The 24,969-nt window shown below is 70.7% G+C and carries 26 protein-coding genes; 7 read left to right on the plus strand and 19 right to left on the minus strand.

Annotated features, from left to right (window positions below; genetic code table 11):
- Positions 1-532 precede the first annotated feature (532 nt).
- Entirely contained in the window at positions 533-3,997 is a 3,465-nt protein-coding gene (locus AB0A69_RS30375) for an RHS repeat-associated core domain-containing protein (protein WP_361428694.1), read from the minus strand.
- 410 nt (positions 3,998-4,407) lie between these two features.
- Here AB0A69_RS30375 and AB0A69_RS30380 point away from each other — a divergent pair, with 410 nt between their 5' ends.
- On the plus strand, positions 4,408-4,611 hold the full coding sequence (locus AB0A69_RS30380) for a hypothetical protein (RefSeq protein ID WP_361428696.1): 204 nt from the start codon (positions 4,408-4,410) through the stop codon (positions 4,609-4,611).
- A gap of 56 nt (positions 4,612-4,667) precedes the next feature.
- Here AB0A69_RS30380 and AB0A69_RS30385 read toward each other — a convergent pair whose 3' ends face one another.
- Entirely contained in the window at positions 4,668-5,216 is a 549-nt protein-coding gene (locus AB0A69_RS30385) for an acyl-CoA thioesterase (RefSeq protein WP_355362269.1), read from the minus strand.
- 118 nt (positions 5,217-5,334) lie between these two features.
- On the opposite strand from AB0A69_RS30385, the gene AB0A69_RS30390 reads away from it, so the two are divergent.
- Positions 5,335-6,630 carry an LCP family protein gene (locus tag AB0A69_RS30390; RefSeq protein ID WP_361428698.1) on the plus strand — a complete coding sequence of 432 codons (1,296 nt, stop codon included), beginning with the start codon at positions 5,335-5,337 and terminating at the stop codon, positions 6,628-6,630.
- Positions 6,631-6,663: 33 nt separating this feature from the next.
- On the opposite strand, the gene AB0A69_RS30395 is transcribed toward AB0A69_RS30390, so the two are convergent.
- Genes AB0A69_RS30395 through AB0A69_RS30405 form a run of 3 tightly spaced genes read right to left on the minus strand, consistent with a single transcriptional unit; the run spans position 6,664 to position 7,887 of the window.
- On the minus strand, positions 6,664-6,843 hold the full coding sequence (locus tag AB0A69_RS30395; RefSeq protein WP_361428700.1) for a DUF397 domain-containing protein: 180 nt from the start codon (positions 6,841-6,843) through the stop codon (positions 6,664-6,666).
- 1 nt (position 6,844) lies between these two features.
- On the minus strand, positions 6,845-7,051 hold the full coding sequence (locus AB0A69_RS30400; RefSeq protein ID WP_361428702.1) for a DUF397 domain-containing protein: 207 nt from the start codon (positions 7,049-7,051) through the stop codon (positions 6,845-6,847).
- The gene (locus AB0A69_RS30405; RefSeq protein WP_361428704.1) at positions 7,048-7,887 is read right to left on the minus strand and encodes a helix-turn-helix transcriptional regulator; all 840 of its coding nucleotides are present in this window, start codon (positions 7,885-7,887) and stop codon (positions 7,048-7,050) included. The genes AB0A69_RS30400 and AB0A69_RS30405 overlap by 4 nt, the downstream gene beginning before the upstream one ends.
- Before the next feature lie 144 nt (positions 7,888-8,031).
- Here AB0A69_RS30405 and AB0A69_RS30410 point away from each other — a divergent pair, with 144 nt between their 5' ends.
- Positions 8,032-8,472, plus strand: a complete 441-nt coding sequence (locus tag AB0A69_RS30410) for an ATP-binding protein (RefSeq protein WP_361428706.1) — start codon at positions 8,032-8,034, stop codon at positions 8,470-8,472.
- Between the two features lie 281 nt (positions 8,473-8,753).
- Positions 8,754-9,626: a helix-turn-helix domain-containing protein gene (locus AB0A69_RS30415; protein WP_361428708.1), complete on the plus strand. Its 873-nt coding sequence runs from the start codon at positions 8,754-8,756 to the stop codon at positions 9,624-9,626.
- A gap of 113 nt (positions 9,627-9,739) precedes the next feature.
- Here AB0A69_RS30415 and AB0A69_RS30420 read toward each other — a convergent pair whose 3' ends face one another.
- The 8 genes from AB0A69_RS30420 to AB0A69_RS30455 form a co-directional block, all read right to left on the minus strand.
- Positions 9,740-10,606: a GNAT family N-acetyltransferase gene (locus tag AB0A69_RS30420; protein ID WP_361428710.1), complete on the minus strand. Its 867-nt coding sequence runs from the start codon at positions 10,604-10,606 to the stop codon at positions 9,740-9,742.
- 99 nt (positions 10,607-10,705) lie between these two features.
- Complete coding sequence (locus AB0A69_RS30425; protein WP_361428712.1) at positions 10,706-12,172, minus strand: glycosyltransferase family 39 protein; 1,467 nt, start codon at positions 12,170-12,172, stop codon at positions 10,706-10,708.
- Positions 12,169-12,846, minus strand: coding sequence for an ATP-binding cassette domain-containing protein (locus AB0A69_RS30430; protein ID WP_361428714.1), 678 nt, complete (start codon positions 12,844-12,846; stop codon positions 12,169-12,171). Before AB0A69_RS30430 ends, AB0A69_RS30425 begins: the two co-directional genes overlap by 4 nt.
- Positions 12,847-12,901: 55 nt before the next feature.
- Complete coding sequence (locus AB0A69_RS30435; protein WP_361428716.1) at positions 12,902-15,097, minus strand: hypothetical protein; 2,196 nt, start codon at positions 15,095-15,097, stop codon at positions 12,902-12,904.
- Positions 15,098-15,219: 122 nt separating this feature from the next.
- Positions 15,220-15,513, minus strand: coding sequence for a lactococcin 972 family bacteriocin (locus tag AB0A69_RS30440; RefSeq protein ID WP_355362249.1), 294 nt, complete (start codon positions 15,511-15,513; stop codon positions 15,220-15,222).
- Between the two features lie 186 nt (positions 15,514-15,699).
- The gene (locus AB0A69_RS30445) at positions 15,700-16,056 is read right to left on the minus strand and encodes a hypothetical protein (RefSeq protein ID WP_361428718.1); all 357 of its coding nucleotides are present in this window, start codon (positions 16,054-16,056) and stop codon (positions 15,700-15,702) included.
- Positions 16,057-16,060: 4 nt separating this feature from the next.
- The gene (locus tag AB0A69_RS30450) at positions 16,061-16,351 is read right to left on the minus strand and encodes a hypothetical protein (RefSeq protein ID WP_355362245.1); all 291 of its coding nucleotides are present in this window, start codon (positions 16,349-16,351) and stop codon (positions 16,061-16,063) included.
- 358 nt (positions 16,352-16,709) lie between these two features.
- Complete coding sequence (locus AB0A69_RS30455) at positions 16,710-17,453, minus strand: helix-turn-helix domain-containing protein (RefSeq protein ID WP_361428720.1); 744 nt, start codon at positions 17,451-17,453, stop codon at positions 16,710-16,712.
- 228 nt (positions 17,454-17,681) lie between these two features.
- Here AB0A69_RS30455 and AB0A69_RS30460 point away from each other — a divergent pair, with 228 nt between their 5' ends.
- Genes AB0A69_RS30460 through AB0A69_RS30470 form a run of 3 tightly spaced genes read left to right on the plus strand, consistent with a single transcriptional unit; the run spans position 17,682 to position 20,201 of the window.
- On the plus strand, positions 17,682-18,356 hold the full coding sequence (locus tag AB0A69_RS30460) for a DUF4097 family beta strand repeat-containing protein (RefSeq protein ID WP_361428722.1): 675 nt from the start codon (positions 17,682-17,684) through the stop codon (positions 18,354-18,356).
- A gap of 58 nt (positions 18,357-18,414) precedes the next feature.
- Entirely contained in the window at positions 18,415-19,413 is a 999-nt protein-coding gene (locus AB0A69_RS30465) for an ATP-binding cassette domain-containing protein (RefSeq protein WP_361428724.1), read from the plus strand.
- Positions 19,410-20,201, plus strand: coding sequence for an ABC transporter permease (locus AB0A69_RS30470; protein WP_355362237.1), 792 nt, complete (start codon positions 19,410-19,412; stop codon positions 20,199-20,201). Before AB0A69_RS30465 ends, AB0A69_RS30470 begins: the two co-directional genes overlap by 4 nt.
- 114 nt (positions 20,202-20,315) lie before the next feature.
- Here AB0A69_RS30470 and AB0A69_RS30475 read toward each other — a convergent pair whose 3' ends face one another.
- The 6 genes from AB0A69_RS30475 to AB0A69_RS30500 all read right to left on the minus strand — a co-directional run bounded on the left by AB0A69_RS30475 (position 20,316) and on the right by AB0A69_RS30500 (position 24,841).
- Positions 20,316-21,167 carry a hypothetical protein gene (locus tag AB0A69_RS30475; protein ID WP_361428727.1) on the minus strand — a complete coding sequence of 284 codons (852 nt, stop codon included), beginning with the start codon at positions 21,165-21,167 and terminating at the stop codon, positions 20,316-20,318.
- On the minus strand, positions 21,164-22,141 hold the full coding sequence (locus AB0A69_RS30480; RefSeq protein WP_361428729.1) for a hypothetical protein: 978 nt from the start codon (positions 22,139-22,141) through the stop codon (positions 21,164-21,166). The genes AB0A69_RS30475 and AB0A69_RS30480 overlap by 4 nt, the downstream gene beginning before the upstream one ends.
- A complete protein-coding gene (locus AB0A69_RS30485; RefSeq protein ID WP_361428731.1) occupies positions 22,138-23,235 on the minus strand; it encodes an ATP-binding cassette domain-containing protein in 1,098 nt (365 codons plus the stop codon). Before AB0A69_RS30485 ends, AB0A69_RS30480 begins: the two co-directional genes overlap by 4 nt.
- Before the next feature lie 65 nt (positions 23,236-23,300).
- The gene (locus AB0A69_RS30490) at positions 23,301-23,885 is read right to left on the minus strand and encodes a TetR family transcriptional regulator (RefSeq protein WP_361428733.1); all 585 of its coding nucleotides are present in this window, start codon (positions 23,883-23,885) and stop codon (positions 23,301-23,303) included.
- On the minus strand, positions 23,885-24,205 hold the full coding sequence (locus AB0A69_RS30495) for a multidrug efflux SMR transporter (RefSeq protein WP_361428735.1): 321 nt from the start codon (positions 24,203-24,205) through the stop codon (positions 23,885-23,887). The genes AB0A69_RS30490 and AB0A69_RS30495 overlap by 1 nt, the downstream gene beginning before the upstream one ends.
- Before the next feature lie 54 nt (positions 24,206-24,259).
- On the minus strand, positions 24,260-24,841 hold the full coding sequence (locus tag AB0A69_RS30500) for a GNAT family protein (RefSeq protein ID WP_361428737.1): 582 nt from the start codon (positions 24,839-24,841) through the stop codon (positions 24,260-24,262).
- Between the last annotated feature and the right edge of the window lie 128 nt (positions 24,842-24,969).

Below are 24,969 nucleotides of genomic sequence, written 5' to 3' on the forward strand. Positions count from 1 at the left end.
CCAAGGCGGTGGGCAGACTCGCGAATCCGGACCGTGCGAGGTCCATGGCTTCTCCTTTCCCAGGTGGTGCCGGTCAGGTCGAGGGCCTGTCGGCGACGCTCACCTTTTCTTGGCCGCAACGTAGAGGATGATCGCGAGCACCAGAAGAAACCCGATGATGACTATCCAGATGTAGCCTCCGGCAGCAGGGGAGGTCCCCGTCAGGACTGCCGAATCCATCGTTCACCTCGCATCTCTCCGGGAAGCACATGCGCCCACCGGGCAACCCGGCGGGCGCATGCTCCTACTGGATCCCCATGTCAAGGTCGAGCAAGCCACGACGTCCAGAGGGCAGGACGTCGCTCTCCCGAGTGGGCAACGAGGGCGTCAGCTCCAGCCCCGAAAGGCCGCGGGCCCGTCAACGTCGCCTTCCCTTGAAGATCAAAATCGCTACCAGGCCCAGGATGAATATCGCACCGAGCGCAATACTCAACGTTGCGTTCCCGGAACTGGCACCGCCTGCAGCGACGCCGGAAAGCATCATCGGCCTCCTTCAGCTCGTTATCAACTTATTCCCTGCGTAGCCGAGCGCTGCGTAGCCGACGTCCGCTCCTGTCGCCGCTCGCCCTGCCAAGCCACTGCCCTTGGCGAGCGCTTTGGCACCACCGCCGACTCCGAGGGTGAAGGCACTCACGACAGCGACTCCGGCGATCTGAGAGCCCGACGCACCGCTCGCTGCAGCGCCCCCGATGTCGGCAGCAGCCGCCGCGACACCGAGACCTATACCCAGTGGCCCCGAAGCAGCGAGCGCTCCAAGCGTCAGGCCGATACCCGCTACCTCAAGAGCGCCGGAAAGGGAGAGCAGCCCCGTGGGGTCGGTCCGGTTGACCGGGTCACCGGCTGCGTACAGGTACGGGTTCGTCTCCTGGCCCGAGGGGTCGGGCTGGGTGAAGCGGCCGGTGTTGGGGTCGTAGTAGCGGGCGCCCATCTTGTACAGGCCCGTCGGGTCGGCGTAGGCGCCGGCGAAGCGGTAGGGCTGGGGGATGGTTTCGGTGGTGGTGCGGGCGCGGCCGGTGGGGTTGTAGGCGTAGGTGTGGGTGCGGGCACCGGTCTCGTCGACGAGGCCGAGGACATTGCCCGTCGCGTCGGTGAGGTAGTAGTAGCTCTTCCCGCCGGTGCGCATGGAGTTGAGTGTGCCCGCGGGTTCGCGGACGAATCCGGTGTCGGTACCGGCCGTGGTGGTCCCGGTCAGGCCGAGCGCCGTGTGGTGGAACCAGGTGTCGCCGAGCTTGGTGCGCTCGCTGTTGTCGGTGCCGGCGTGGGAGGCGTCACGGGCGGTGCCACCGGTGGTGATGGTCTTCAGCTGGCTGTGGTCGCTCCAGGTCTCGCCGGAGCGGGCGTAGCCGGAGGTGGGGTCGCCGGCGAGTTCGTTGCCGGACTTGTCGTAGGACCAGCCCGTGGTCGAGCCGCCCGCGGAGATGAGCTGGGAGGCGTCGTTGTAGCCGTACGTCGGCGTGGTGGGGCAGGTGGCGGCCGTGGAGTCGTAGTGCGTGAGGTTGCCCGCCTTGTCGTAGCAGTACAGCCAGGACGCCTTGCGGACACCGGCGGTGTCGGCTTCCTTGGCGTAGGACAGCCGGCCCTGCGAGTCGTAGGTGTAGCTGGTGGTCAGCTTGGCGGCGTTGTCCGTACGCGTACGGATCTTGGTGCCGTCCTTGGCCGTCGTGCCGGACGTGTAGCCGTAGGTGTAGGCCAGGTCCACGAGCGTGGTGGTGCCGGAGGTGGTCTTGACCGCCTTGGGTCGGCTGGACTGGTCGAGGGTGACGGTCTGCGTGGTGCCGCCGGGGTAGACGGTCTTGGTGCGCTTGTCGTTGTTGTCGTAGTCGAAGTCGGTCTTCTTCCCGGCCGGGTCGATCAGGAAGTCCAGGCGTCCGGCGGCGTCCCAGGTGTAGTCCGTCTTGCCGTTGGGGTCGGTGTAGTGGTCGACCTCGCCGCCCGGGGTGTAGGCGAGGACGGTCTGCGCGCCGTGCTGGAGCGTGCGGGTCGCCTCGCGGTTGAGCTTGTCGAACGTCCAGACCGTGGTGCCGGTGGCGTCGGTGCGCGAGGTGAGGTTGCCGTCCCCGTCGTAGGTGTAGGTGACGGTCGTGTTGGTGGAGGACACCTTGGTGACGCGGTCACGGGTGTCGTAGACGTACACGCTCTTGATGCCGCGCCCGTCGGTGACGGTCTCCACCCGGCCCAGGGCGTCGTACGTGTACGTGACGGCGCCGAGCGGGGCGGGCGGCGTCACCTTCGACAGGTTGCCCTTGGCGTCGTACGTGAAGGACGTCACCTTGCCGTTGGCGTCCTTGGCGGTGCACCGCTGGCCCTCGAAGCCGCCGCAGGTCGGCGTGGCGGGGTTGTACGTGTAGGAGCGGGTGCCGCCCGCGGTGCCGGTGGTGGTCACCGACAGGGTGTTGCCGTTGGTGTCGTAGGCGAAGTCGTCCTTCTGCCCGTCGGCGCTGCTGAAGTCCCGGGGCAGGTCGGTGCCCGCGATGGTCTGGTACGCCGAGACGGCCGCGGTCGCGCCGGTGGGCAGCTTGGCGGAGGAGGGGTTGTTGCGCGCGTCCCACCCGTAGGTGGTGACGTTCCCGCCCGTGCCATCCGTCCCCGTGCCCATCGCGTCCGTCGCCGTCTGGACCAGATGGCCCTTGTACGACTTCGAACGCGCGTGGCCCAGCGGGTCGGTCACCTTGGTGATCTCGTTGTCGGCGTTGTGCGTGTGCACGGTCTTGTCGCCGTCGGGGTCGGTCACCGTCGTCGTCCCCGCGTCGGACGGGGTCGCGCCGGAGTGGTCGTAGCGCCAGGTCGGCCCGGTGTGGCCGGTGGCGTCCGTACCGGTCGCCCGCTTCACCGAGGTGACCCGGTTGTGCGCGTCGTAGGTGAACAGCGTGACCGTGCCCTCGGGCGTGGTCACCTTCGTCACCCGCCGCGAGGAGTCGTACTCGTACGCCGTCGTCTTCCCGGCGGTGTCGGTCGAACGGGCGATGTCGCCGGCCGGGTTGAGGTCGAAGACGGCCGTGCGGCCGGTGTGGTCCTTGGCCTGCCACTGCGAGGCGTCCGTCTTCACCAGGTCGATCCACCGGCCCGAACGGCTCTCGGTCAGCTTGAAGCCCCTGTGCTCACCGGTCTCGTCGTGCTGGTCGACGGTGATGGTGCCGTTGTTCTTGTCGGTGACCTTCGTCAGCGTGCCGTGGCCGTTGTACGTGTCCTTGGAGCCGGACTTGCGGTCGGTCAGGGTGTAGGTGCCGTCCGCGTTCTTCTTCAGGTCCTTGGAGTAGCCGGTCGGCGTGGTGTACGTGCCGTCGGCGTTCTTGGCGAAGCGGACGGCGTCGCCGGTCGCGTCGTACACGACGACCTCGGTGTCGAGGATCTGCGCGTAGCGCTCGTACCCCTGCCACCACCGCTGGGAGACCTTCCCCCAGGGCGCGTCTAGGGAGTTGTACGTGCGCGTCAGCTGGAGCTTCTGCCCGACCCCGGCGATGTCGAAGTCGGTCGCGGCGAGCATCAGGTTGCCGTTGGACAGGTTCACCCGCGCCACGAGCGCATCGCTCAGGCGCGTGTCCGAGAACTCGTGCCAGGGGACCTGGCCTTGGCCCTCGGGTACGTACGTGGTGGTCTCGGCGGCGGCGACCGCCGAAGGCGCGGCGGCGCTGCGCGTGGTGGTGCCGGTGGCACCGGTGGCGCGCGCCTTCTGCGCCGCCCGCCACGCCGCCACGTCGGCGGAGGGCTCGGCCTCCGGCACCGACGCCGGGGCCTTGGTCACGCCGGGCGGAACGGGCGGCGCGCTCGCCGCCTTGCCCGGAGTCGTCCACGGCGTGGTGGCCTGCGGCAGCTCGGCAGCGGGCGTCGGGGCGGCGAAGGCCGGGGCGCCGGCCACGACGAGGGAGACGGCGGTGATGGCCGCCGTGAGGGTGTAGCGAGAGGTGACGGTGGATCTGCGGGCACGCCGAAGAGACGTGCCAGAAGCACGTGAACGCATCAACTTCCCCCCACAGGAAGAGTCGCCACGATGACCCCAGTGGTCACCGGGCGCCCATAAGTTGCCACGCGTTGTTGAAGGGGAGCGGCCCGCTGCCCCCAAAATTCGAACGTATGTGGGGTGGAATGAGTCCTACCGCTTCGGCGCCCATACGGCCCGATATGGGGCGAACCCCCCTCGGAGGCTGGGATCGCGGCGGTTTTCGGGCGGGTACGCGTGCCCGAAGACGGCTTGAATCATTCGGCCGAGTCGTGCGTCACAGCAGCGGTGGCGGGCCGTGAGCGCGCCCCACCTCGTTGGGCCGTTGCATGCCGGAGCCGGCTGACCAAACCACCGCTTCGCCCCTGCGGCTTGACGCCGTAAGTACGGGTACTCATGCATGGATCGCGAGTACCGCCTACCTTCGCGACGTGCCTACACATCCCACACGACAGTCGTCCGCTTCCGGCAGGAGTCGCTTCTGCTGCTGCCTGGTGTTCGCCGCCCTGCCGGTCGTCTGGTTGATCGCCGGCACCGTCCTGCCGGAGCAGGTGTTCTGGTTCCCCATCTGGTTGGGGGCCGTGGTGTGGAACGGAGCAGACGGCCAAGGCGGAATCAGCCACTTGTTCGGTTAACGGCAGGCGGGACCAGAACGGCGGTGACAGGCTCAGGGCCGACGGGTCCCGGGGGGTCAGTCCTCGATGCCCTCCGCCGCGCGCTTCTCGCGCAGTTCCTTGATCGCGCGGCGGCGTGCCAGGCGGTGCGTGCGGCGGATCTGGGCCTCCTGGTAGCGACGCTTGTCACGCTCCGTCTCCGGTATGACCGGCGGTACGGGGCGGGGCTTGCCGTCCGCGTCGACGGCCGCGAAGACGAGGTACGCCGAGCCGACCTGGGTCGCCGGGGTGGACTCGTTCCAGCGCTCGGCCAGGACGCGGACGCCGACCTCCATCGAGGACCGCCCGGTCCAGTTGACCTGGGCCTTGACGTGAACAAGGTCACCTACGCGGACCGGCTCCAGGAACACCATCTCGTCCATGGACGCGGTCACGGCCGGGCCGCCGGAGTGCCGGCCCGCGACGGCGCCCGCCGCGTCGTCCACCAACTTCATGATCACGCCGCCGTGCACCGTCCCGAGGAGATTGGTGTCACTGCCGGTCATGATGTGGCTGAGGGTCGTACGGGAGGCCGACGTGGGCTTTCCCTCCAGCTGGACGCCCTGCGGCGGGGCCTGATCTGTCATGCCCTCCACCCTATGCCCGAGTACGTTACGGCTTCATTGCATCAGCTTCGCTACAGCCCCGCTGCGGAATCCCACCCGCCCTGTCGGCCTGACCTGGGCGGCCTGCACACTGGTCCGCATGAATGACTGGCCTGAAGGATGGTCCGACGACCGCAACGCCCGTTACGGCCGTGGCAGCGCCGATGCCCAGCCCGAGGGCGTACGGTCCATGCCGCACGTGCGGCGCCGCCCGGCGGTGCCGCCGCAAGCGGTCCCGCCGCAGCCGGCGGGGGCCCCGCACGCTGCCGCCGTGCCGCCGCAGGCACCGGCGGCGTACGACAGCGGTTACAACACAGGCCAGGTCTACGGCACCCCGCAGGGCCCCCGGCCCGGCGGCCCCCGCGGCGGCGGGCCCCGCGTCCCCGACCGTGGCTCCGTACGCGCCCCGGGCCCGGCGCCCGACTGGCGCCGTCGGATCAAGGTCGGCTCCATCGTGGTCCTGGTGGCCGTCCTCGGCACCACCATCGGCACGTACTTCTGGGCCGACGGCAAGATGCGCCGCGAGGTCGACCTCGCCAAGGTCATCGACCGCCCGGCGGAGGGCGACTGCACCACGTACCTGATCGTCGGCTCCGACAGCCGCGAGGGCATGACCGCCGACGACAAGAAGCGGCTGCACACCGGCTCCGCCGACGGCAAGCGCACCGACTCGATGATGATCCTGGCGGCCTGCTCCAGCGGCAACACCATGATCTCGCTGCCGCGCGACTCGGACGTGGAGATCCCGTCCTTCGTCGGCTCCCAGTCCGGCAAGACCTTCCCCGCCCAGGGCCGCCGCGTGAAGCTGAACGCCGCGTACGCCGAGGACGGCCCCGAGCTGCTCGTCCGCACCGTCGAGCACAACACCGGGCTGCGCATCGACCACTACGCGGAGATCGGCTTCGCCGGTTTCGCCAACATCGTCGACTCGCTCGGCGGCGTCGAGATGAACATCGAGAAGGGCTTCAAGGACAAGAAGTCCGGCGCCGACTTCCAGGCCGGCAAGCAGACCCTCAACGGCGAGCAGGCCCTCGCCTTCGTCCGCACCCGGTACGCCTTCGCCGAGTCGGACCTCGCCCGTACGAAGAACCAGCAGAAGTTCCTGTCGGCCCTCGCCAGCCAGGCCGCCACCCCGGGCACCATCCTCAACCCGTTCAAGCTCTACCCGACGCTGGGCGCGGGACTGGACACCCTCATCGTCGACAAGGACATGTCGCTCTTCGACCTCGGCGAGATGTTCTTCGCGATGAAGGGCATCAGCGGCGGCGAGGGCACGTCGATGAACATGCCCATCAACGGCAGCCGTGGCGGCAACCTCGTCTGGGACAAGGCGAAGGTGCAGCAGCTGGTGAAGCAGATCCAGAACGACGAGAAGGTGACCGTCACCGAGAAGTAGAGCCTCGCGCCCCGGCCCGGCCCGGGGCGCGGTTCAGCTCGCGCTCGCGTGCGTCACGAAGTCCGCCCACGCGGTGGGCGTGAAGCGGAGCTTCGGCCCCGGGACGTTCTTGGAGTCCCGGACGTGGACCGCCTGGGGCGCGGCGGCGACCTCGACGCACTCGGGGCCGTCGTTGCTGCTGTAGCTGCTCTTGACCCAGGTCAGGTCAGTCATGTCAGCCTCCAGTGGCGTAGGTGACGAAGTCCGCCCAGGTGGTGGGCGTGAAGCCGAGCCGGGGGCCGGGAATGTTCTTGGAGTCCCGGACGTGGACCGCGCTGGTCGTGGCCGCCACCTCGACACAGGCGGGGCCGTCGTTGGTGCTGTAGCTGCTCTTGACCCACGTCAGCTCGGAAGGGTCTCCGGTCGAGGGCTGCACTCTCATGTCTCTCCCAGCAATTTCTCGATGAACGTCCGCGACAGCCGAGGCGTGAGTGCCTGCGACCTGATCAAGCCATACCGCATCTCAAGGATCTGGACCTCCCTGGGATCCGTGATCAGTCGGCTGTGGAGCTGCGCCTGGCTATGCGCCACAGCTGTACCGTCCCTGAGCTTAAGCACGTTGTGAGGACCGCCCAGACCCGCATGTTCCTCCGTCTCGATCGGCATGACCTGGATCTCGACGTGCCTCAACGCGCTCAGTTCTAGCAGGCGTTCGAGCTGGCGACGCAACACCATTTTGCCGCCGGTGGGCCGCCTCAGCGTCGCCTCTTCCTGGACAAAGGTCAGGAGGGGCGCGGGCTCTCGCTCGAAGACCGCCTGCCGGGCCATGCGGGCGGCTACCAGCCGCTCCACCTGGTCCTCAGAGAACGCCGGTCGGCGCTCCCGGTACAGCGCACGCGCGTACTCCTCCGTCTGGAGAAGACCGTCGATTACGACGCTTGCGTACGCACCGATCTCGATGGCGTCCGCCTCCAGCTTCGCGAGGTCTCGGACTTTCTTCGGGTACCTCGCCTCCGCCACGTCCTTCTTCATCGCGGCGATCCTGCCGCCCGCGTTCAGGACCTCGTCCACCTTGTCCAGGAACTCCGGTTGCGGGATCCGCTTGCCCCCCTCCACCTTGTAGACCAGGTTCTCGCTGTAGCCGATCGCCCTGCCGAGCTCCGCCGCGCTCATGCCCGCGGCCTCGCGCCAAAGTCGGATCTGGCGGCCGACTGCCGCGATCACCGCGCCCGAGTCGTCGTCCTCCAGGTCGACGTCCTGGTCCGGTTCATCCGTCATACGACACCACCTTCACCCGTGTCCGTGCCGTGCCTCCGCGCGACGCCGTACAGGTTGGACATGGTCGTACCTCACCTGGACAGTCACTCTCCGTACAGGCGTCGCTTCTTTCAGCGTAAGCGCCAACCCGCCACTCTGAGTCACGTGAATCTGGAAATCACCCGAACTGAACGTTCCGCTACCGCACGGCAGTTCACCGTGCTGCTCTCCCCCACTCGCCGAGGCGCCCGGCTCGCCCGGCTCCTGACATCGGCGCAACTGAGCGACTGGGGCGTGGAGTCGGAGGCGGCCGCGCAGATCGTCGCGGAGCTCGCCACCAACGCCACCGTCCACGGCCGCGTGCCCGGCAGGGACTTCCGGTTGGACCTGGCGGTCGAGGGCGAGGGCAAGCGCCTGCGCATCGAGGTCACCGACACCCGGAGTGACCGTCTGCCGCCCGGGCCCGGGGCCGTCGCCGTACCGGCCAGTGACTCGGAGGCGGGGCGGGGGCTCCTGATCGTGGAGGCGCTCGCGGACCGGTGGGGCGTGGCGCTGGGGCCCGTGCCGCGCAAGACCGTCTGGGCCGAACTCGACCTCCTACCGTGACCGGCTTCACCGGGTCGCGGTTTTCCACGACCCGGTGGAGCGCGACGCGGTGGCGCACGACGCAAAAGCTTTTAAGGCCCTCGAAAAGGACCGGGAAAAACCCTCCCCACCCCACCCTGCCCCCGGCTCACTCACACGGGTGAGGTTTCCGGATTCGGCTGGATTTAAGGCGGGTTGGCGGGCATATGCTCGCCGCGACAACCCACCGACATGCGTCGGCCCCCGGCCGGGAGTGGCATCCCGATCGAGGGCCTGGCCACCAAGGAAGTAGCACCTTCCCGATGGATACTGCGCAGGTTAGCGCGCCCTCGCGCGCGTCGTCCCGTGTTCCCGGACGCATCGCCGCCTTCGGGGTGACCCACGTCAAGACCGTGCACCGCAGCCGCTTCACCGTCGTGGGCAACCACCTCGCCCAGCACCGCGAGATGTCGATGGCCGCGATCGGGCTGGCGGTTCACATCCAGTCGCTGCCCGAAGGGGCGAAGGTCGGCATCAAGGCGCTGGCGGAACGCTTCCCGGACAGCGAAGCCCGGATCGCGGAGACGCTGCGGGAGCTGGAGGAGTTCGGCTACCTGGAGCGCACGCGGGTGCGGCTGCCCAGCGGCAAGCTGGTCACGCGGACGGTCTCGTACAACCAGCCGCGTGCGGTGTCGGCACCCCAGGAGCCTGAGCCGGTGCCGCCTGTACCGGAACCGGAACCGGAACCCGAATCGGAGCCCGCGCCCGCGCCCGAGCCCGCGCCCGTAAAAGCTCCTCCGCCGCCGCTTCCTCAGCCCCAGGCCCACGACCTGGAGCGCCACCGCCTGGCCACCGACCTCCTCGCCGGGTTGCGGCGCCACGAGCCCCGGCTGTTGCTCGCCGAGCAGGACGTACGGCGCCTGGCGCCCGCCGTGGCGGCCTGGTTGGAGCGGGACGCCGACCCCGACGCCGTACGGCAGGCGCTGACGGCCAACCTGCCCGCGCAGCTGAAACAGCCCGCCGGGCTCCTCGCCCACCGGCTCACGGCGCTGCTGCCGCCACCGCTGCCCGCCGCGCCACCGGGGCCCAACCGCCCCGACCCGCTCCAGAACTGCGACACCTGCGACCGCGCCTTCCGCTCCCCGGAGCCGGGCGACTGCCCCGGGTGCAGAACGCGCTTCGCCAATGCGGCCTGACCGGGGGCCTCCCCCGGTACCCCTCGGCCTAGGCGTGTCCTGTCGCTCAAAGGGCGTGCGGCCGCAGCCAGGGGCAGCGACGCGGCCTGCCCGATACCGCCGCCCGATCATTTTCAGGCGGCTCGGCTGACGTCCAGCCGTTCGGGCAACGGCTCGTATCCAGCTGCCCTGTAGGCGGCGACGGCGGCAACGTTCGAGCTGGGGGTGCTGACGAGCGCGCTTGACGCACCCAGTTCACGCAGCGCCGCCGCAGCGGCGACGCTGATCGCCGTCCCGTAGCCGCGACCGCGATGGTCGGCGTGCACGCCCACCGGCTCCAGCAGGCCGGGCTTGCCGGGCCCGGCCGACCAGACCGTCGCTGCGGCCACCGCGTTGTCCTGGTCGTCGTAGCCGATCAGGCAGCGGGCGTCGGCGTAGACCGGCCCGGCCGCGAGGACGTGCCAGATCTCCTCGGTGAACCTCGGGCTGCCGAACGCCGAGCGGTGCACCGCGGTCCGCACCCCCGCCGTCTCCGGACCGGCTACCTCGACCCGCAGGCCGGCGGCCGTCACCGGCTCGGCGAGGTCGCGGCGCAGGGGCGTCCACGGCTCGTCCAGATGCCAGCCCGCCTCCAAGAGGACCTCGCGGAGCAGGGCGCCGTTGGGGATTTCGAGGCCGACCTTCCCGGGCGGCAGGACCCTGCGCTCCGGATCATCGAGGTCCGCCAGCAGTTGGCGCGCCAGATCACCGTCCTGTCGCAGGTCCGGTGCGGTCGTCAGGCGCAGCAGATCAGGGGCGTCCAGGTATCCGACGGCAATGATCCGTCCGTCCACGCTCCAGGTGCGGACGGCCGCGGCCAGCCTCTCCGCGCCCAGCGCCCAGGCCCAGCCGAGGTCTCCCGGATGGAGTTGCAGCGGCGTGCGGTCGTCCTGCCATGCGCGGAGGGCGTCCACGGCCCCGGTCAGCCCGTCGACGCCGGGCTCGTTCAGAACGATCGTCATGTCCCGCATCGCACACCATCGCGGCGACCGGCCGCACCTGGTTTTACTCAGCCGGTCTCAGCCGGTCTCAGCCGGTCAGACCGACAGGACACGCACGCCCTAGCCGGAGCGCCGCTCGTACACCGTCACCCGGCGTCCCCGGACCTGCTCGTCCGACACGGCGCGGAAGTGCTCCTTCAGCACGGCCGTCTTCACCCTGTCCCGTTCCGCCGAGACCGGCCGGGCCACCTTGGCCGCGTCCGTGACCAGGAGTATCCGGTGCTGGGCCAGCATCGCGGTGCGTATCCGGGCCGGGTCGGCCTCCTCGCCCTTCAGGGTGCCGGAGGCGACCGGGGTCGCCGCAAGCGCTATGTCGCTCAGGCCGGCGAAGTCGTCCGGGGAGACGAGCGCGGTGTCGCGGCGGGCCGCCGGGACGAAGAGCACCGCGTCTCCGGGGTGCTTGAGCCGCCGCACGTCGGCCGACACCGCCAGGACGTCGTCCACGCGGCTGGCCGGGGACCGCTTGCTCAGCGACTGCGGCAGCAGCGCCACCACCGCCACCGTGACCGCGACCGGGACGAGCCACGACGACGCGCGCGGGAACCGGGGCGTGAGCGCGCGGACGGCCGCGCCCAGCGCCGTACCGATCAGCAGCGCCAGCCCCAGCATGCTGAAGAGCACGTACCGGTCGAGGAAGAGCGGCTGGAACAGGGACAGGCCGATCAGGCCGAGTTGTGGCACCGCGAGCAACGGCAGTCCGACGGCCGCCACCGACAGGCGGCCGCCCGGGTGGGAGGGCCGGTCCGCGAGGGCGCCGAGGGCGCCGATCGCGAGCAGGACCGCCGGGCCGATCAGCATGTGCCAGGTCAGCGGCGGGATCCAGGACACCTGGCCCGACTGGGTCCGGCTGAACAGGATCAGCGGCAGCGCCCCCGCCATGGCGAACGACGAGGCCGCCGCCCAGCGCGCCCAGGTGCCGCGCCCGGCCCGGGTCCAGGCGAGGGTCGCCGCGTGGGCGGGCAGCATCAGCAGCGAGAGCCAGTTCAGCAGCGCGCACAGCAGGACGGCGCCGCCGTACGCCGTCCAGTGCGCCGCCGAGGCCCGCCCTTGCAGGGCCGTCACCAGCAGCAGCGTCGCGATCCCGGCGCCGGCGGCGACGAGCGCGTACGGGCGCCCCTCCTGGAGGTAGAACTGCACGGCCGGCAGCAGTCCGAGCGCCAGCCCCGCCCCGAGGCCCACCCAGGGCCCGGCCAGTCGGCGGCCGATGACCGTCACACAGCCCGCCGCCACCGCCATGGCCAGCACGGAGGGAAGCCGGAGGGTCGTGGTGCCGGCGCCGAAGGTGGCGAAGAGGCCGTGCATCAGCAGGTAGTACAGGCCGTGTACGACGTCGACCTGGCCCAGCATGTGCCAGATCTCGCCGGTGGACCGCTGGGCCACCTGCCAGGTCGCGGCCTCGTCCCGCCACACGCTGTGCTGCCGGGACAGCCCCCAGGCGCCGAGGGCGAGGGTCCACAGGACGGGAACGGCCCAGAGGGGCGGGCGGCGGCGGCTGCTGCTGTCGGCAGGGGCTATGTGGGAGGTCATGAAGGTATTCGGGTGGTGGAGGTGGCGGTGAGCGCGGCGTCCTCACCGACGGTGAGGACCGCGTCGCAGCGGTCGCGGACGTACTCGTCATGGGTGGCGATGACGACGGCGCATCCGCCCTCGCTCATCTCGCGGAGGATGTCCATGACCGCTGTGGTGTGGGCGCGGTCGAGGGCGCCGGTGGGTTCGTCGGCCAGGACGAGCGCCGGTTGCTTGACGATGAGCCGGGCGAGCGCCACACGCTGCTGCTCTCCGCCGCTGAGGTGGTGGATCCTCTCCGCCTCCCGCCCCGCCAGCCCGACACGGTCGAGGGCGTCGGCGATGACGGCACGGGTATCGCCCCGGGTGGTCCGCTGTGGCCTGATGGCGATCTCCAGGTTGGCGGCGACGGTCGACTCCTCGATCAGGGCGTAGTTCTGGAAGAGGTAACCGAGAACGTCGCGACGGTACAGGCGCGTCTCGCGTCCGCCGAACCGGGTGATGTCCTTGCCGTCGTGGCGGATCGCCCCCGAGGTCGGCTTGTCGAGGAGGCCGAGGCAGTTGAGGAGGGTGGACTTCCCCGATCCGCTGGGACCGACGAGCGCGAGCATCTCGCCGCGGCTGACGGTGGCGGTGACGTCGGACCACAGGGTCCGGGTGCCGAAGGACTTCGAGAGCTTCACGATATCGATCACGACAGTGCTCCTGCGGGGTGGAGAAGATACGGCGACAGCGGTACGGGCTCGGGGCTCACGTCCCGGCCACCCCCTCCTTGACGACGCGCCGGTGGAACACCGCGAGCGCGAGGAGCACGGCGCAGACCTCGGCGGTGACCAGTCCGGCGATGACGCCGGTGTCCAAGGCGGTGATCCGGACGGGCGGGAAGGGTGCGGGGATGCCCTGGGAGGTGAACTCCGCGAGGTCCTGGTTCTGCTGCCACACCTGGAAGGGCACCCACGCGGCGAGGAAGACCGCGAGGAGCGCCTCGACGGCGAGGACCTGGCGGTGGATCCTGGTGAACCTCCAACCGCTGATGTGCTGCGCGAAGATGGCCTGGGCGTGCTTGCGGGCGTGGATGACGCAGACTCCGACGCCGGTGATGAGGAGGACGGCCACGGCCGCGACGAGGTTGAAGAGCCGAAGCCGGAAGTCGTTGACGGCCTCCCTCAGCGCCAGGGCGGCGCTGTGCCGGACCGGGCGCACGGCCGTCACGTACGTGTGCAGGTCGTCCTTGTCGGCCGCGAGGGCGTTCAGGGCGTCGTCGGGGTCGGGGAAGACGATGCCGTCCTGGGTGGCGAACGCGGTATAGGTGTCGTCGGTGAGGATCTTCGAGCCGTTGGGGACCACCACGAGCACCGGGTCGCGTACCAGGGACCGGTCGTCGTCCGGGGTGTGGGCGGTGTTGGGGCTGAGGCTGCCGGAGTTGTAGCCGAAGAGGCGCTGGCCGCTCTTGGCCGGGAGCGTCTCGACCGTGAGCCGTCGGCGGAGGTCCGGATCCAGGCGGCCGAAGACGCCGGGGACCGCCGCGCTGAGGGCGGGGGCGTGGGCGGAGAGGGACTCGGGGACGATGAGCCGGACCGCACAGGCTGCAGCACAGGGTTTCGCGGCTTGCGCATGAGCGGCTTGCGCGTGAGCGGCTTGCGGGTGCGCGGCTTGCGGGCGCGCGCCTTGCGCTGTGGGCCGGGGTGCCGCCGGTGCGTACCGGTGTCCCTTCGGGTCGAGGACCGGCTGTGCCGCGAGGAAGGCGTCGTTGACGACGAGTATCTCGCCCGGCGGCAGGGGCGCGTCGGAGGAGACGCTTTGGAGGTCCCGGCGCCCGGCGACGATGACCTGGCCCGCCGCGTCGGCGCGGCGCAGCCACCCGCCCACCTGGGTGATCATCCGCTTCTCCTCGCCCACCAGGCTGCCGTTGAGGCGGAGGGTCACGGCGTCTCCCGCCCGGGCGTAGGTGTCCTGGCTTTCCTGGCGCGCCAGCACGTGCTGTCCCGTCAGGGCCACGTCCATGGCGACGCCGAGGGCGAGCAGCAACGCCGGGACACGCACCAGGTACGTCCCGACGAACGCGGCCCGCGCGGGCAGGCGGCCCTTGAGCGCGCGCAGCACGTCGACCCTGAAGGTCAGGGCGAGCGCGGCCGCGTGGGCGGCCAGGACGAACAGGACGAGCAGGCCGGCGAGGCACGCGGTCACCGCGGCGAACAGTCCCAGCCAGGCGAGGCCGTTGTAGAGGTGGAGGAAGCCGAGCGCCGCCGCCGCCACGGCACCGGCCGCGACCGACCAGAACAGCGCCACCTGTCGGAGGTCCCGGAGGAGGAGGTCCATGAAGGACTTGCCCTGGAGGCGCAGCACCCCGTAGGCCCTCGCGCCGAGCAGCACGCTCGCGCCCGTCATCGTCACCGCGGCGAGGGCGACCACCCAGAACGAGCCGAAGAGGTCTCCGCCCGAGAAGAGGAGGGGCAGGTTCGCGGGTGCGAGAGGGTGCTGCACGCTCACGCGGAGGCCGAGTTCGGAGAGCTCGTCCGCCAGTGCGCCCGCCGCCTCGGGCGGGCCGAAGACGTAGTAGTAGCCGCGCGGGTCGCGCTGTCCGACCTCGGCGATCGGGTGCACGTCCGTCTCGACCTGCCTGCCGAACCGGGGATATCCCTCGTCCAGCCAGGACGCCGCCTCGGACCCGGGGCCGCCGGGGGCCAGATACAGGTGCCGCAGGCGGTCGGGGTTCTTCAGGTCGGGCAGCTCGCGGGCGACCGTGACCCCGTGATCGTCCGAGAAGGAGGCGATCGCGCGGGCGATGTCGGCGCCGCTCACCGCGTCATCGGAGTCGAAGACCCAGACCTGGGCCGAATTGCCCAGCACCAGCTCCTCGTCCAGGCCGCGTACGAAGAGGAAGGCCATGACCGCGGAGACGGCCAACACGGCGGCGTGGACGAACTTGATACCTCGGTGGAGCATCGGCTACCTGGTTCCGGGCGCTCGGGGAGCGCGTGTCTCGTCGGACGTTGGCGGGGAATGCACGGCACCGGCCGCGGGAGAGGAGTTCTCCCGCGACCGGGGCGATGGTGACCGATGCCTCGTCAGCAGGAGGCGTCGTAGTGCGCGGTGTTGGGGTGGATGCTCGACTTCTCCACCGAGGCCTTGGACCACTTCTTGTTCTCGGTGCAGCCGCTGTAGGCCCAGCTCCTGCCGTGGACGGAGGAGGAGTGCCAGTTGACCTTGTGGTAGAAGTTCGAGTAGGCGTAGTTGGCGCCGACGTCGTAGCTCCACCTACCGCCGCTGACGTCGACCGACTTGGCCAGCGCCGGAGCGGTGGCGGCCATGACGATGACACCGGCGGCGGCGACGGCCTTGAGTCCGTTTCGTATGGTCATGGTTGACTCACTTTCCTGTGTGGGATGACGGAGCTGGCGACGCACCGGTCTCAGGGCGCGGCGCAGCGACAGCCGGTGGTCTGTTCGTCTTCGTGGGACGTGACCAGGCTGTTGGTTTACTGGTGTGGTGGTGTGTGGGTGCGGTGGTGTGCCGGTCGCTGAATCTGTGAACGGGGCGGTTGCGGTTCAGGCAGCGATCCACGGGACACGGCACACGTGGGGCGCCGTGCCTTCAGGGCACATGTTCCTGATCACCGTCTTGCGGATCGCCCGCCACGTCCGCAGGGAGCACACCACGTGGACGCGCAGCTCGACCGGTTCCCGTGCGCCGCCGCTCTGGCCGGGGTGCTCCCAGGCCCACTGCTCCGCCAGCATGCCGTACACGTCAGCGGTCGACAGCTCGCTCCCGGGGAGCGTGTGCGCGACGGTCTCCCGGACGATCCGGGCGCTGCGGGAGGCCGCGGCCTCCTGGACGAGTCGCCTGACCCATGCCAGCCCCTGCTCGTCCGCGTACAGACCGAACGTCAGTGTGCGCGTCCTCATCGACTCACGCCCTCTTGATCGACTTCTTCGTGCAGTGCTTCGCACGGTAGCCGGTGGGCATCTGGTCGTTGGCGTTCTTGATGGCGGCCTTCCACGCGTTCGGCTTCGTCTCGGAGATACCGTGGCCCTGTACGAAGCCATGGGCGGTGTCGTCCGAGATGCGCATCTTGGTGCACTGCACGTGCGCATGCCATCCGCGCCCCGCCGCCTCCGCGGGAGCGGCGATGCCGGCGGAGAGAAGCGCCGCCGCGACAGCGGTGGTGAGGAGAGGGCCGACGGCCCGCAACTTGCGCATTGAGTGGTCCCCCAGGGATCGATACGTCCTCTGTCCGGGGGTGGGCGGGTCGGGTGATGCCGTCTTCGCATTCACCCGCCACCGCCGCGAAACACCGGATGACGTCCTGGCCGTATGGCCGAGGCGATCCGCGTGCCGCTCACCTTCCCCCGTGAGCCACCCGCTTCGGAGGTCAGCCGACCGGGTGGACATGGCGAATTTACGCCACTCCGACGATCTTCCGCCAGGCGGAAAGACGTGAACACGATCACCGCGCGCGGATGGAACGTTGAACCTACAACATGGGCGTTTTGTCGTTCTGTCGCCCTGTCGCCCTGTCCTGGATGCGCGCGATCACGTTCGGGGGCCGCCAGGGTGGCTAAGGCGCCTTCTCCGTACCCTCCGAGGCCGCCGGGGGCTTCGCGTAGAGGACGTCGCGGGCCTGGTCGGCAGCACGGAGGATGCTCTCGGAGACGAAGTCGAGGAAGCGGGCGACGTTCTCCAGGCGGACGGCCGCCGGGGTGCCGGACCCGAGGACGCCGACGCCCTCCCGGGCCGTCGCGGCGAGCTGCGCGTTGGACTGGGCGGCCGAGATCATCGACTGGTACCAGACCCCGTCGTCGACGAAGTAGCGCTCGCGGCGGCGCTCGTCACGTTCCCGGCGGATGAGGCCCTGCGCCTCGAGGAACGCGACCGACTTGGAGATGGACGCCGGGCTGACCTGGAGGTGCTGGACCAGTTCGGACGCGGTGAGGCTTCCGGCGTCGGTGGTGAACAGGCAGGTCAGCACCCGGGCCATCATCTTCGGTACGCCCTGCTGCATGAGGAGCGTGGTGAACCCCTCCTCGTACTCGCGCACGGCATCGATATCCCGCCCGGGGCTCTGCTCGGGCGCCCCTGCCCCTCGGGGGGCGGCCGGCCTGCGGCGGTGCGCGCGGCGTTCGGTGGCGCGGTGGGCGAGGTCGGCGCGGTAGGCGGTGGGGCCGCCGTTACGCATGACCTCGCGCGTGATGGTCGACGTCGGGCGGTCGAGGCGCCTGGCGATCTCCGCGTACGCGAGGCCGTCGGCCAGCCCCAGCGCGATCTGCTGGCGTTCCTGCTCGGTGAGCCTGCCTCCCGGCATCGCGGCCTCCTTGTGTGGTCCTTGAGGTCTCCAGCATAGCGTTCACTTCCAGCCCATTGCAACGTGCAGTAGGTGTGACGTTGCGTTACTTTCTCAACCATTGCAACGATTTCGCTACTCTGACCTGCGCTTTTCTTGTTTCGTCGCAACGCTGTCGTTGCCGGTTCCACGAATGCAACGTAGCGTTTCTCTCGTCGGAAACAACGCAGCGACACCAAGGAGCGCACGATGCAGACGTTCACCACCCCCGCCCCGGTCTCCGCCGTCCTGGACATCCCGGCCGGGCACATCCGGTTCATCGCGGCCGACCGGGCCGACACCACCGTCGAGGTCCTGCCCGCGGACGCCTCCAAGAGCCGCGACGTGAAGGCCGCGGAGCAGACCCGGGTCTCGTACGGTGACGGCGTCCTGCGGATCGAGGCCCCGGAGGCGAAGAACCAGCTGTTCGGCTCCTCCGGGTCCGTCGAGGTGACGGTCCAGCTGCCCGCCGGCTCCCGCGTCGAGGTGCAGGCGGCCAGCGCCGAACTCCGCGGCGTCGGGCGGCTCGGGGACGTCACCTTCGAGGCCGCGCACGGCACGGTCAAGCTCGACGAGACCGCGGGCGCCCGCCTCGTCCTCCAGGCCGGCGACATCACGGTCGGCCGCCTGGGCGACGCCGCGGAGATCCGCACCCAGAAGGGCGACCTCCGCATCACCGAGGCCGTACGCGGCGAGGTCACGCTCCGCACCGAGCACGGCGACATCGCGGTCGGCGCCGCCCGGGGAGTCTCCGCCGCCCTGGACGCCGGCACCGGGTACGGCCGGATCCACAACGCGCTGAAGAACACCGACGGCGGCGACGACGCGCCTCTGAGCATCCACGCGACCACCGCGTACGGCGACATCGCCGCCCGCAGCATCTGAGCCGCGGCTCACAGAGCTCGCAGATCTCGCAGATCTCGCAGAGAGGGAGCACCCCACCATGACCAACCTGGCCATCGCAGCGCACGGGCTGCGCAAGTCCTACGGCGACAAGGTCGTCCTCGACGGTGTCGACCTGTCCGTACCCGAAGGAACGATCTTCTCCCTGCTCGGTCCGAACGGCGCCGGCAAGACCACCGCCGTGAAGATCCTCTCCACGCTCATCACGGCGGACGCCGGCTCCGGCGCGGTCCGCATCGGCGGCCACGACCTCGCGGCCGACCCGCAGGCCGTGCGCGCGGCGATCGGCGTCACCGGGCAGTTCTCCGCCGTCGACGGCCTGATCACCGGTGAGGAGAACATGCTCCTCATGGCGGACCTGCACCACCTCTCCCGGCGGAAGGGCCGCCGGGTCGCCGCCGAGCTGCTGGAGCGCTTCGACCTCACCGCGGCGGCGAAGAAGCCCGCCTCCACCTACTCCGGCGGCATGAAGCGCCGCCTCGACATCGCCATGACCCTGGTCGGCGACCCGCGGATCATCTTCCTCGACGAGCCGACCACCGGCCTCGACCCCCGCTCCCGGCACAACATGTGGCAGATCATCCGCGAGCTGGTCACGGGCGGCGTCACCGTCTTCCTCACCACCCAGTACCTGGAGGAGGCCGACGAACTCGCCGACCGGATCGCCGTGCTCAACGACGGCGGGATCGCCGCCGAGGGCACCGCCGAGGAGCTGAAGCGGCTCGTCCCCGGCGGACACGTCCGGCTCCGCTTCACCGACCCGGCCGCGTACCGGAGCGCCGCCTCCGCACTGCGCGGGGCGGCCCCGGACGACGAGGCCCTCGCCCTGCAGATCCCGAGCGACGGCAGCCAGCGCGCGCTGCGCTCCCTCCTCGACCGGCTTGACTCGGCCGCCGTCGAGGCGGACGAGCTGACCGTGCACACCCCCGACCTCGACGACGTGTTCTTCGCCCTGACGGGCGGCGGCGTCTCCCCTCAGCAGTCCCTCCAGCCGCACCAGCCGCACCAGCCGCACCAGCCCAAGGAGGCTGTCCGATGAGCTCCTTCGCCCTCGCCGTACGCGATTCCTCCACGATGCTGCGCCGCAACCTCCTGCACGCCCGGCGCTACCCGTCCCTCACGCTGAACCTGCTGCTCACGCCGATCATGCTGCTGCTGCTCTTCGTCTACGTCTTCGGCGACACGATGAGCGCGGGCATAGGCGGCGGCGTTCCGGACCGCTCCCAGTACGTCGCGTACATCGTCCCGGGGCTGCTGCTGATGACCATCGGCAGCACGGTGGTCGGCACCGCGGTCTCCGTCTCCAACGACATGACCGAGGGCATCATCGCCCGCTTCCGCACGATGGCGATCCACCGCGCTTCGGTGCTCGTCGGGCACGTCATCGGCAGCGTGCTGCAGGCGATCGTCAGCGTGGTCCTCGTCGGCGCCGTCGGCGTGGCCATCGGCTTCCGCTCCACCGACGCCACCGCCCTGGAGTGGCTGGCGGCCTTCGGACTGCTCGTGCTCTTCGCCCTGGCGCTCACCTGGATCGCCGTCGGCATGGGCCTCATCAGCCCCAACGCCGAGGCGGCCAGCAACAACGCGCTGCCCCTGATCCTGCTGCCGCTGCTCTCCAGCGCCTTCGTACCGCTCGACGCGATGCCCGGCTGGTTCCAGCCGATCGCCGCGTACCAGCCCTTCACGCCCGCCATCGAGACCCTGCGCGGCCTGCTGCTCGGCACCGAGATCGGCCACAACGGATGGCTCGCGGTGGGGTGGTGCCTGGGCCTCGCGGTACTCGGCTACGTCTGGTCGACCTCGAAGTTCCAGCAGGACCCGAGGTAACCCCGATGCCCCCGCGGGCCCCCGGCCCGCAGCTCGTCCCACCACCCGTACCGAGGGCGGCGTACACCGACGCGAGTGTCGGCGTACGCCGCCCTGTTGGCGTGTGTGGGGGCGTCAGAGGCGTTGCGGGCGGCTGCAGTAGGCGAGCGCCAGGGCGTAGGCCGCGGCCAGCCCGAGCAGGCCCCCCAGTCCTGGAGTCGCGGTCGAGGCGGGCTCCCTGGTCCAGAGGTACAGGCTGTACTGGGCCTCGTCCGACAGGTGCAGCCAGGTGGCGGCCCAGGCCTGCGGGTGGAACGCCGTGAGGCCCGCTATGCCGACGAGGGGTGCCGCGACCAGAACGGGAGCGAGGGTGGCGGCGAAGGTCATCACCGTGTCACGCGTCACGGCGGCCATGGCGAACGCGACCACCGCGAACACGGCCTGGACGACAAGGGACCGTGCGAAGCCCTCGACCGCGTCCCCCCACGTGGTCCGGCTCTGCGGATCCCAACTGGCCCGCCCGGCGAGGGCGCCCGTATCCCCTGCCGCCGCCTCCGCGGCATACGCGGATACGAAGAGAGCGAGGGCGACAGCCGCGGTGAACGCGATGCTCACCGCCAGCGCGCACAGGAGCTTCCGTGCGAGGAGCCGAGCAAGCCCCGGGCGCGCCACCAGAAGGAGGGGCCACGTGCCGGATTCGGACTCCGTGGCGTACAGGGCGGCGGCCAACGCCGCGATGACCACGAGCCCGAGGAGGGTGCCCGACTGCTGCGACGCCGCCCACAGCGCCCCCGCGACCGTACCCGGTGCCGTGACGGGATCGCTGTCACGGAAGCGGGAGTAGGCCTCGCGGTAGCCGTACCATTCCATCGCCATGGCGACCGCGAGCGCGACGGCCATGGTGACGACGACGGTCGGGGACAGCGCTTTGGTCAGCTCCGCCCGCCAGGCCAGGCCGCGCCCACCCCCACGCCCACGCCCCGTCACAGCGCCTCCGCCCGGGTACGAGCGCGCCGGACCAGCCACCAGCACGCGAGGCCGGCAGCAACCGACACCAACACCGCTCGCACCGCGAACGGCGCCCCCGCGTCAGGGGACGGGTCGGGCCACCAGGCGTTCCACATCACCCACGCGGACGAGACGTCCATGGCTTCGGCGAGGACTCCGCCCGGCAGCCACGACCAGACGGGCAGCGCGGAACTCCACGTGAGCGCGAGCAGCAGCGCTCCTCCGTACACGAGCGTCCGGGCCCGGCTTCGCGTTGCCACGGCAAGAGACACGGCGGCCAGCGACCACACCGCGGCGATGGCCAGAGCCCCGGCCACCATGCTCGCGGCGTCGACCCACGCCGCACCTCGGGGCAGGTACAGCTCGTGCAGCGGATAGCTCCTGCGGCCCTTCAGCAGCGCGAAGACGTAGACGCTCAGGCCTGAGGCGACCAGGGTCGCGACTACCGTCGACCAGACTGCGAGCGTCTTGGCCGCGATGTGACGGCGTACGTCGGGATCGGCCAGCAGAAGCCCCGTCGCCGTACGCCGCCGCCATTCGCCTGCCGTGTGTACGGCGGCGAGCGTCAGCATCAGGACCAGCCCGGGGGCTGTCCCGAGGGCCTGGGCCGCCCACCCGAAGGCGCCCGGAAGCGTCTGGGCGGCGGCGGCCTTGGGCGTGTGGGTCTCCGCCAAGGCCAGCTGTTCACGGTCGTTGGCCCTCTGCAGCGGAGCCGTCCGCTCGCAGATGTCCCGGCCCTCGGGTGTGGGATTGAGCCGCTTGCACGCAGCGAGACTCTCACCGCTCTCGCTGTACTCGGCGTTGCTCCGGGCGGTTTGAAGTGTGCCCGACCACCACATCTGGGCGTAGAAGGTGGTCGTGACGCACCCCGCCGCAATGACGGCGACCAGGAACAGGGTCACCGGGCGCCAGAAGGACTTGTGCCATTCGGCGGCCGCATGCCAGAACGTCACCACGACCCCTCGTGTCCGCTGACGTTGAAGAACCACTCGGCCAGCGAAGTAGCCCCGTCCAGTCCGATGTCCTGGACAGTGCCCTGCGCCGCGACGCGTCCGCGGTCGAGGACCACGACCCGCTGGCACAGGCGCTGGACCTCGTCCAGCTGGTGGCTGGAGATGAGGATGGCGGTTCCGCGCTGTTGCTCTTCGCGGATGATGGCGCGCACCTGGGCGATGGCGTGCGGGTCGAGGGCGTTCGTGGGCTCGTCGAGGATGAGCAGCCGCGGCTGCCGCAGCAGGGCGGCGGCCAGGGCCAGGCGGTGGCGCATGCCCTGCGAGTAGGCGCGGATGCGTTTGCGCCGCTGGTCGTCGAGGCCCACGCGTTCCAGAGCGCGGTCGACCTGCCCCCGGTCCGGGACACCGGACGAGTGCAGCAGGCTGCGCAGCTGCGCGGGGCCGGTCATCCAGGGGTAGAAGGCGGGGGTGTCGAGGGCCGCGCCGACGTTGCGGGCGTCGGTGAGGGTGAGCGGGGGCTTCTTGCCGAAGACCTCGACGGTTCCGGAGCTGGGGCGGATCAGGCCGCACGCCATGCGCATGAGGGTGGTCTTCCCGGCGCCGTTGGCACCGAGAAGACCCACCACCTCTCCCGCCCCGACGTGGAGTGTCACCTCGGACACGGCCCGGTGTGCGCCGTAGGTCCGGGAAGCCTGAACCAGGGCCAGCGCCGTGGGCGCATGCCGTGACGGTCCGTGCTCTGCCCGGCTCCGGCTGTTCGCGCCGCCGGGGCCGGTCACTGTTCCACCGTCGCAGCCCACACGACCGTGGAAGGCGCACTGAGCAGGACCTTCCCTCCGGTTGCCGGCTGGGGCGCTCGGGTGACCGTCTCGCCCTCGATGTGTTCCGCCCTGTCGGTGGCCTGCGGAGTGGGAGACGCCTGCGTGGCCGTCGGGGAGACGGCAGGCCTCGGGGCGACAGCAGCGTCCCCACCGCTGTCGCAGCCGGTCATCGCGAGCACGAGTAAGCCGACAGCAGGAAACCTCAGACCGCTTTCCATGGAACCCCCCTGGTGCCCGTCCGTCGCCGGACCGGCTCGTCGTTGGAACAGCCACCCTTCCAGGGCCGGGGCCGGAAACAGAAGTACTTGGCCTGCTCAGGCGGGGAAGCCACTCGGCGCCTACTCGGCGCTATCGGCAGCGGAGCCGGCGCCTGTGCCGAGGATGCGGGCGAGGGCGTCGCGCGCGTACTCCTCGTCGTACGCGCCGCCCATCAGCAGCACGTGCAGGCAGATGCCGTCGAGCAGCGCGATCACGGCGCGTGCCGTGCGCGGGTCGGTGCGTCGGGTGAGGAGCTCGGTGACCTGTTCGCCCCACTCGGCGGCGACGGCACGCAGTGCGGGGCGGCGCAGGGCGGCGAGGTAGAGCTCGTACTCCAGCTCCACACCGGTGCGGTCGCCGCCCAGCCACGCGCCGGTCAGCCGGGCCAGCTCGGCGGCGAGGTCGCGGGCGGGGTCGGTGAGGGCGTCGCCGTGTGCGCGTACGACCTTGGCGAAGCCCTCGTTGGCCTGGCGGAGCGCCGCCACGAGCAGGTCGTCGAGGGTCTTGAAGTGGTACGTCGTCGAGCCGAGCGGTACGTCCGCCTCGGCGGCGACGGTGCGGTGGCTCAGGCCGGCGATGCCGGCGCGGCCCACCACCCGGATCGCGGCGTCGATGATCCGCTGGCGCCGCTCGGGGTCGTACCGCCGTGTCGCCGCCGCCGCCATCAGTGCGCCCCGCCGAGGTTGAGCAGGACGACGCCGACGATCACGAAGGCGATCCCGACGAGCTTGGCCAGGCCGGTGGACTCCCCGAGGAAGAGCATGCCGATCGCGGCGACGGCCGCGGTGCCCACTCCGGCCCAGATCGCGTACGCCGTGCCGACCTGGATCACCTTGAGGGTCTGCGCGAGCAGCGCGAAGGCGACCAGGTACCCGGCCACCGCGCCCAGCGAGGGCCACAGCCTGCTGAACCCCTCGCTGTACTTCATGGCGGTCGTCCCGGCGACCTCCGCGGCGATGGCCGCGGCCAGCAGTCCGTATCCCATGTGTACGAGTGTACGCATCGTTGCGTACAGGCGTACACAACAGTGGAGGGCCTGCTACTCCGGGACGAGAACGACAGCGGGGCTGCCGCACTTCGTCCACTCCCCGGCGAGCAGGCCCATCAGCACCAGGTCGCGGTGCCGGCCGTCCAGGAAGACGTGGTCGCGGAGGCGGCCCTCCTCCACGAAGCCGAGGCGGCGGTGCAGCGCGAGGGAGCCCTCGTTGTGCGCGAAGATCCGCGCCTCGCACTTGTGGTAGCGCCGCTCGGCGAACATGAACCGCAGCAGCAGTGCCACCGCCTCCGAGGCGTAGCCCTTGCCCCGGTGCTCGGCGGCGATGGTGACGCCGTACTCGAAACGGCCCGCTCGCGGGTCGGCGTGGTTCGTGCCGACGGCGCCGACCGCCTCCCCCGAGCCGGTGGCTTCGATCACCAGCTGGAAGCAGTCGCCGTCGGGCGGGGCGGCGGCCCGCTCCCGCGCCCAGGCGCGGTGGGACTCGGCGGAACGGGGCGGGCCCAGCAGGTCGCCCAGGCGCTCCTCGTCCGTGGCGAAGCGCATGAACGCGCGCCAGTCGTCGGGCTCGATACCGCGCAGGCGTATCCGCTCGCCGGTCCAGAAGGAGGTCGTTCCGGAGGTCATTCCGGCAGGTGATCACGGGCCCGGGTGTGGCGTCCATCCCCCCGCGCATCACCCGTGAAGTGGAGCGGCCCCGCCCCGGCGCGCGCTGCGGTGCGCCGGGTGCGGGGCCGAGCCGGAGAGGGCCCGCG

Source organism: Streptomyces sp. NPDC045431 (assembly GCF_040646655.1).
Classification (GTDB): Bacteria; Actinomycetota; Actinomycetes; order Streptomycetales; family Streptomycetaceae; genus Streptomyces.

Excerpts from the sequence above, each read along its gene's own strand:
- AB0A69_RS30460 (WP_361428722.1), top strand. The coding sequence starts at position 17,682 with ATGCAGACGTTCACCACCCCCGCCCCGGTCTCCGCCGTCCTGGACATC.
- AB0A69_RS30450 (WP_355362245.1), bottom strand. The coding sequence starts at position 16,351 with ATGCGCAAGTTGCGGGCCGTCGGCCCTCTCCTCACCACCGCTGTCGCG.
- AB0A69_RS30425 (WP_361428712.1), bottom strand. The coding sequence starts at position 12,172 with ATGACCTCCCACATAGCCCCTGCCGACAGCAGCAGCCGCCGCCGCCCG.
- AB0A69_RS30470 (WP_355362237.1), top strand. The coding sequence starts at position 19,410 with ATGAGCTCCTTCGCCCTCGCCGTACGCGATTCCTCCACGATGCTGCGC.
- AB0A69_RS30445 (WP_361428718.1), bottom strand. The coding sequence starts at position 16,056 with ATGAGGACGCGCACACTGACGTTCGGTCTGTACGCGGACGAGCAGGGG.
- AB0A69_RS30455 (WP_361428720.1), bottom strand. The coding sequence starts at position 17,453 with ATGCCGGGAGGCAGGCTCACCGAGCAGGAACGCCAGCAGATCGCGCTG.
- AB0A69_RS30415 (WP_361428708.1), top strand. The coding sequence starts at position 8,754 with ATGGATACTGCGCAGGTTAGCGCGCCCTCGCGCGCGTCGTCCCGTGTT.
- AB0A69_RS30435 (WP_361428716.1), bottom strand. The coding sequence starts at position 15,097 with ATGCTCCACCGAGGTATCAAGTTCGTCCACGCCGCCGTGTTGGCCGTC.
- AB0A69_RS30495 (WP_361428735.1), bottom strand. The coding sequence starts at position 24,205 with ATGGGATACGGACTGCTGGCCGCGGCCATCGCCGCGGAGGTCGCCGGG.
- AB0A69_RS30465 (WP_361428724.1), top strand. The coding sequence starts at position 18,415 with ATGACCAACCTGGCCATCGCAGCGCACGGGCTGCGCAAGTCCTACGGC.
- AB0A69_RS30490 (WP_361428733.1), bottom strand. The coding sequence starts at position 23,885 with ATGGCGGCGGCGGCGACACGGCGGTACGACCCCGAGCGGCGCCAGCGG.
- AB0A69_RS30500 (WP_361428737.1), bottom strand. The coding sequence starts at position 24,841 with ATGACCTCCGGAACGACCTCCTTCTGGACCGGCGAGCGGATACGCCTG.
- AB0A69_RS30395 (WP_361428700.1), bottom strand. The coding sequence starts at position 6,843 with ATGACTGACCTGACCTGGGTCAAGAGCAGCTACAGCAGCAACGACGGC.
- AB0A69_RS30405 (WP_361428704.1), bottom strand. The coding sequence starts at position 7,887 with ATGACGGATGAACCGGACCAGGACGTCGACCTGGAGGACGACGACTCG.
- AB0A69_RS30400 (WP_361428702.1), bottom strand. The coding sequence starts at position 7,051 with ATGAGAGTGCAGCCCTCGACCGGAGACCCTTCCGAGCTGACGTGGGTC.
- AB0A69_RS30440 (WP_355362249.1), bottom strand. The coding sequence starts at position 15,513 with ATGACCATACGAAACGGACTCAAGGCCGTCGCCGCCGCCGGTGTCATC.
- AB0A69_RS30385 (WP_355362269.1), bottom strand. The coding sequence starts at position 5,216 with ATGACAGATCAGGCCCCGCCGCAGGGCGTCCAGCTGGAGGGAAAGCCC.
- AB0A69_RS30390 (WP_361428698.1), top strand. The coding sequence starts at position 5,335 with ATGAATGACTGGCCTGAAGGATGGTCCGACGACCGCAACGCCCGTTAC.
- AB0A69_RS30375 (WP_361428694.1), bottom strand. The coding sequence starts at position 3,997 with ATGCGTTCACGTGCTTCTGGCACGTCTCTTCGGCGTGCCCGCAGATCC.
- AB0A69_RS30420 (WP_361428710.1), bottom strand. The coding sequence starts at position 10,606 with ATGACGATCGTTCTGAACGAGCCCGGCGTCGACGGGCTGACCGGGGCC.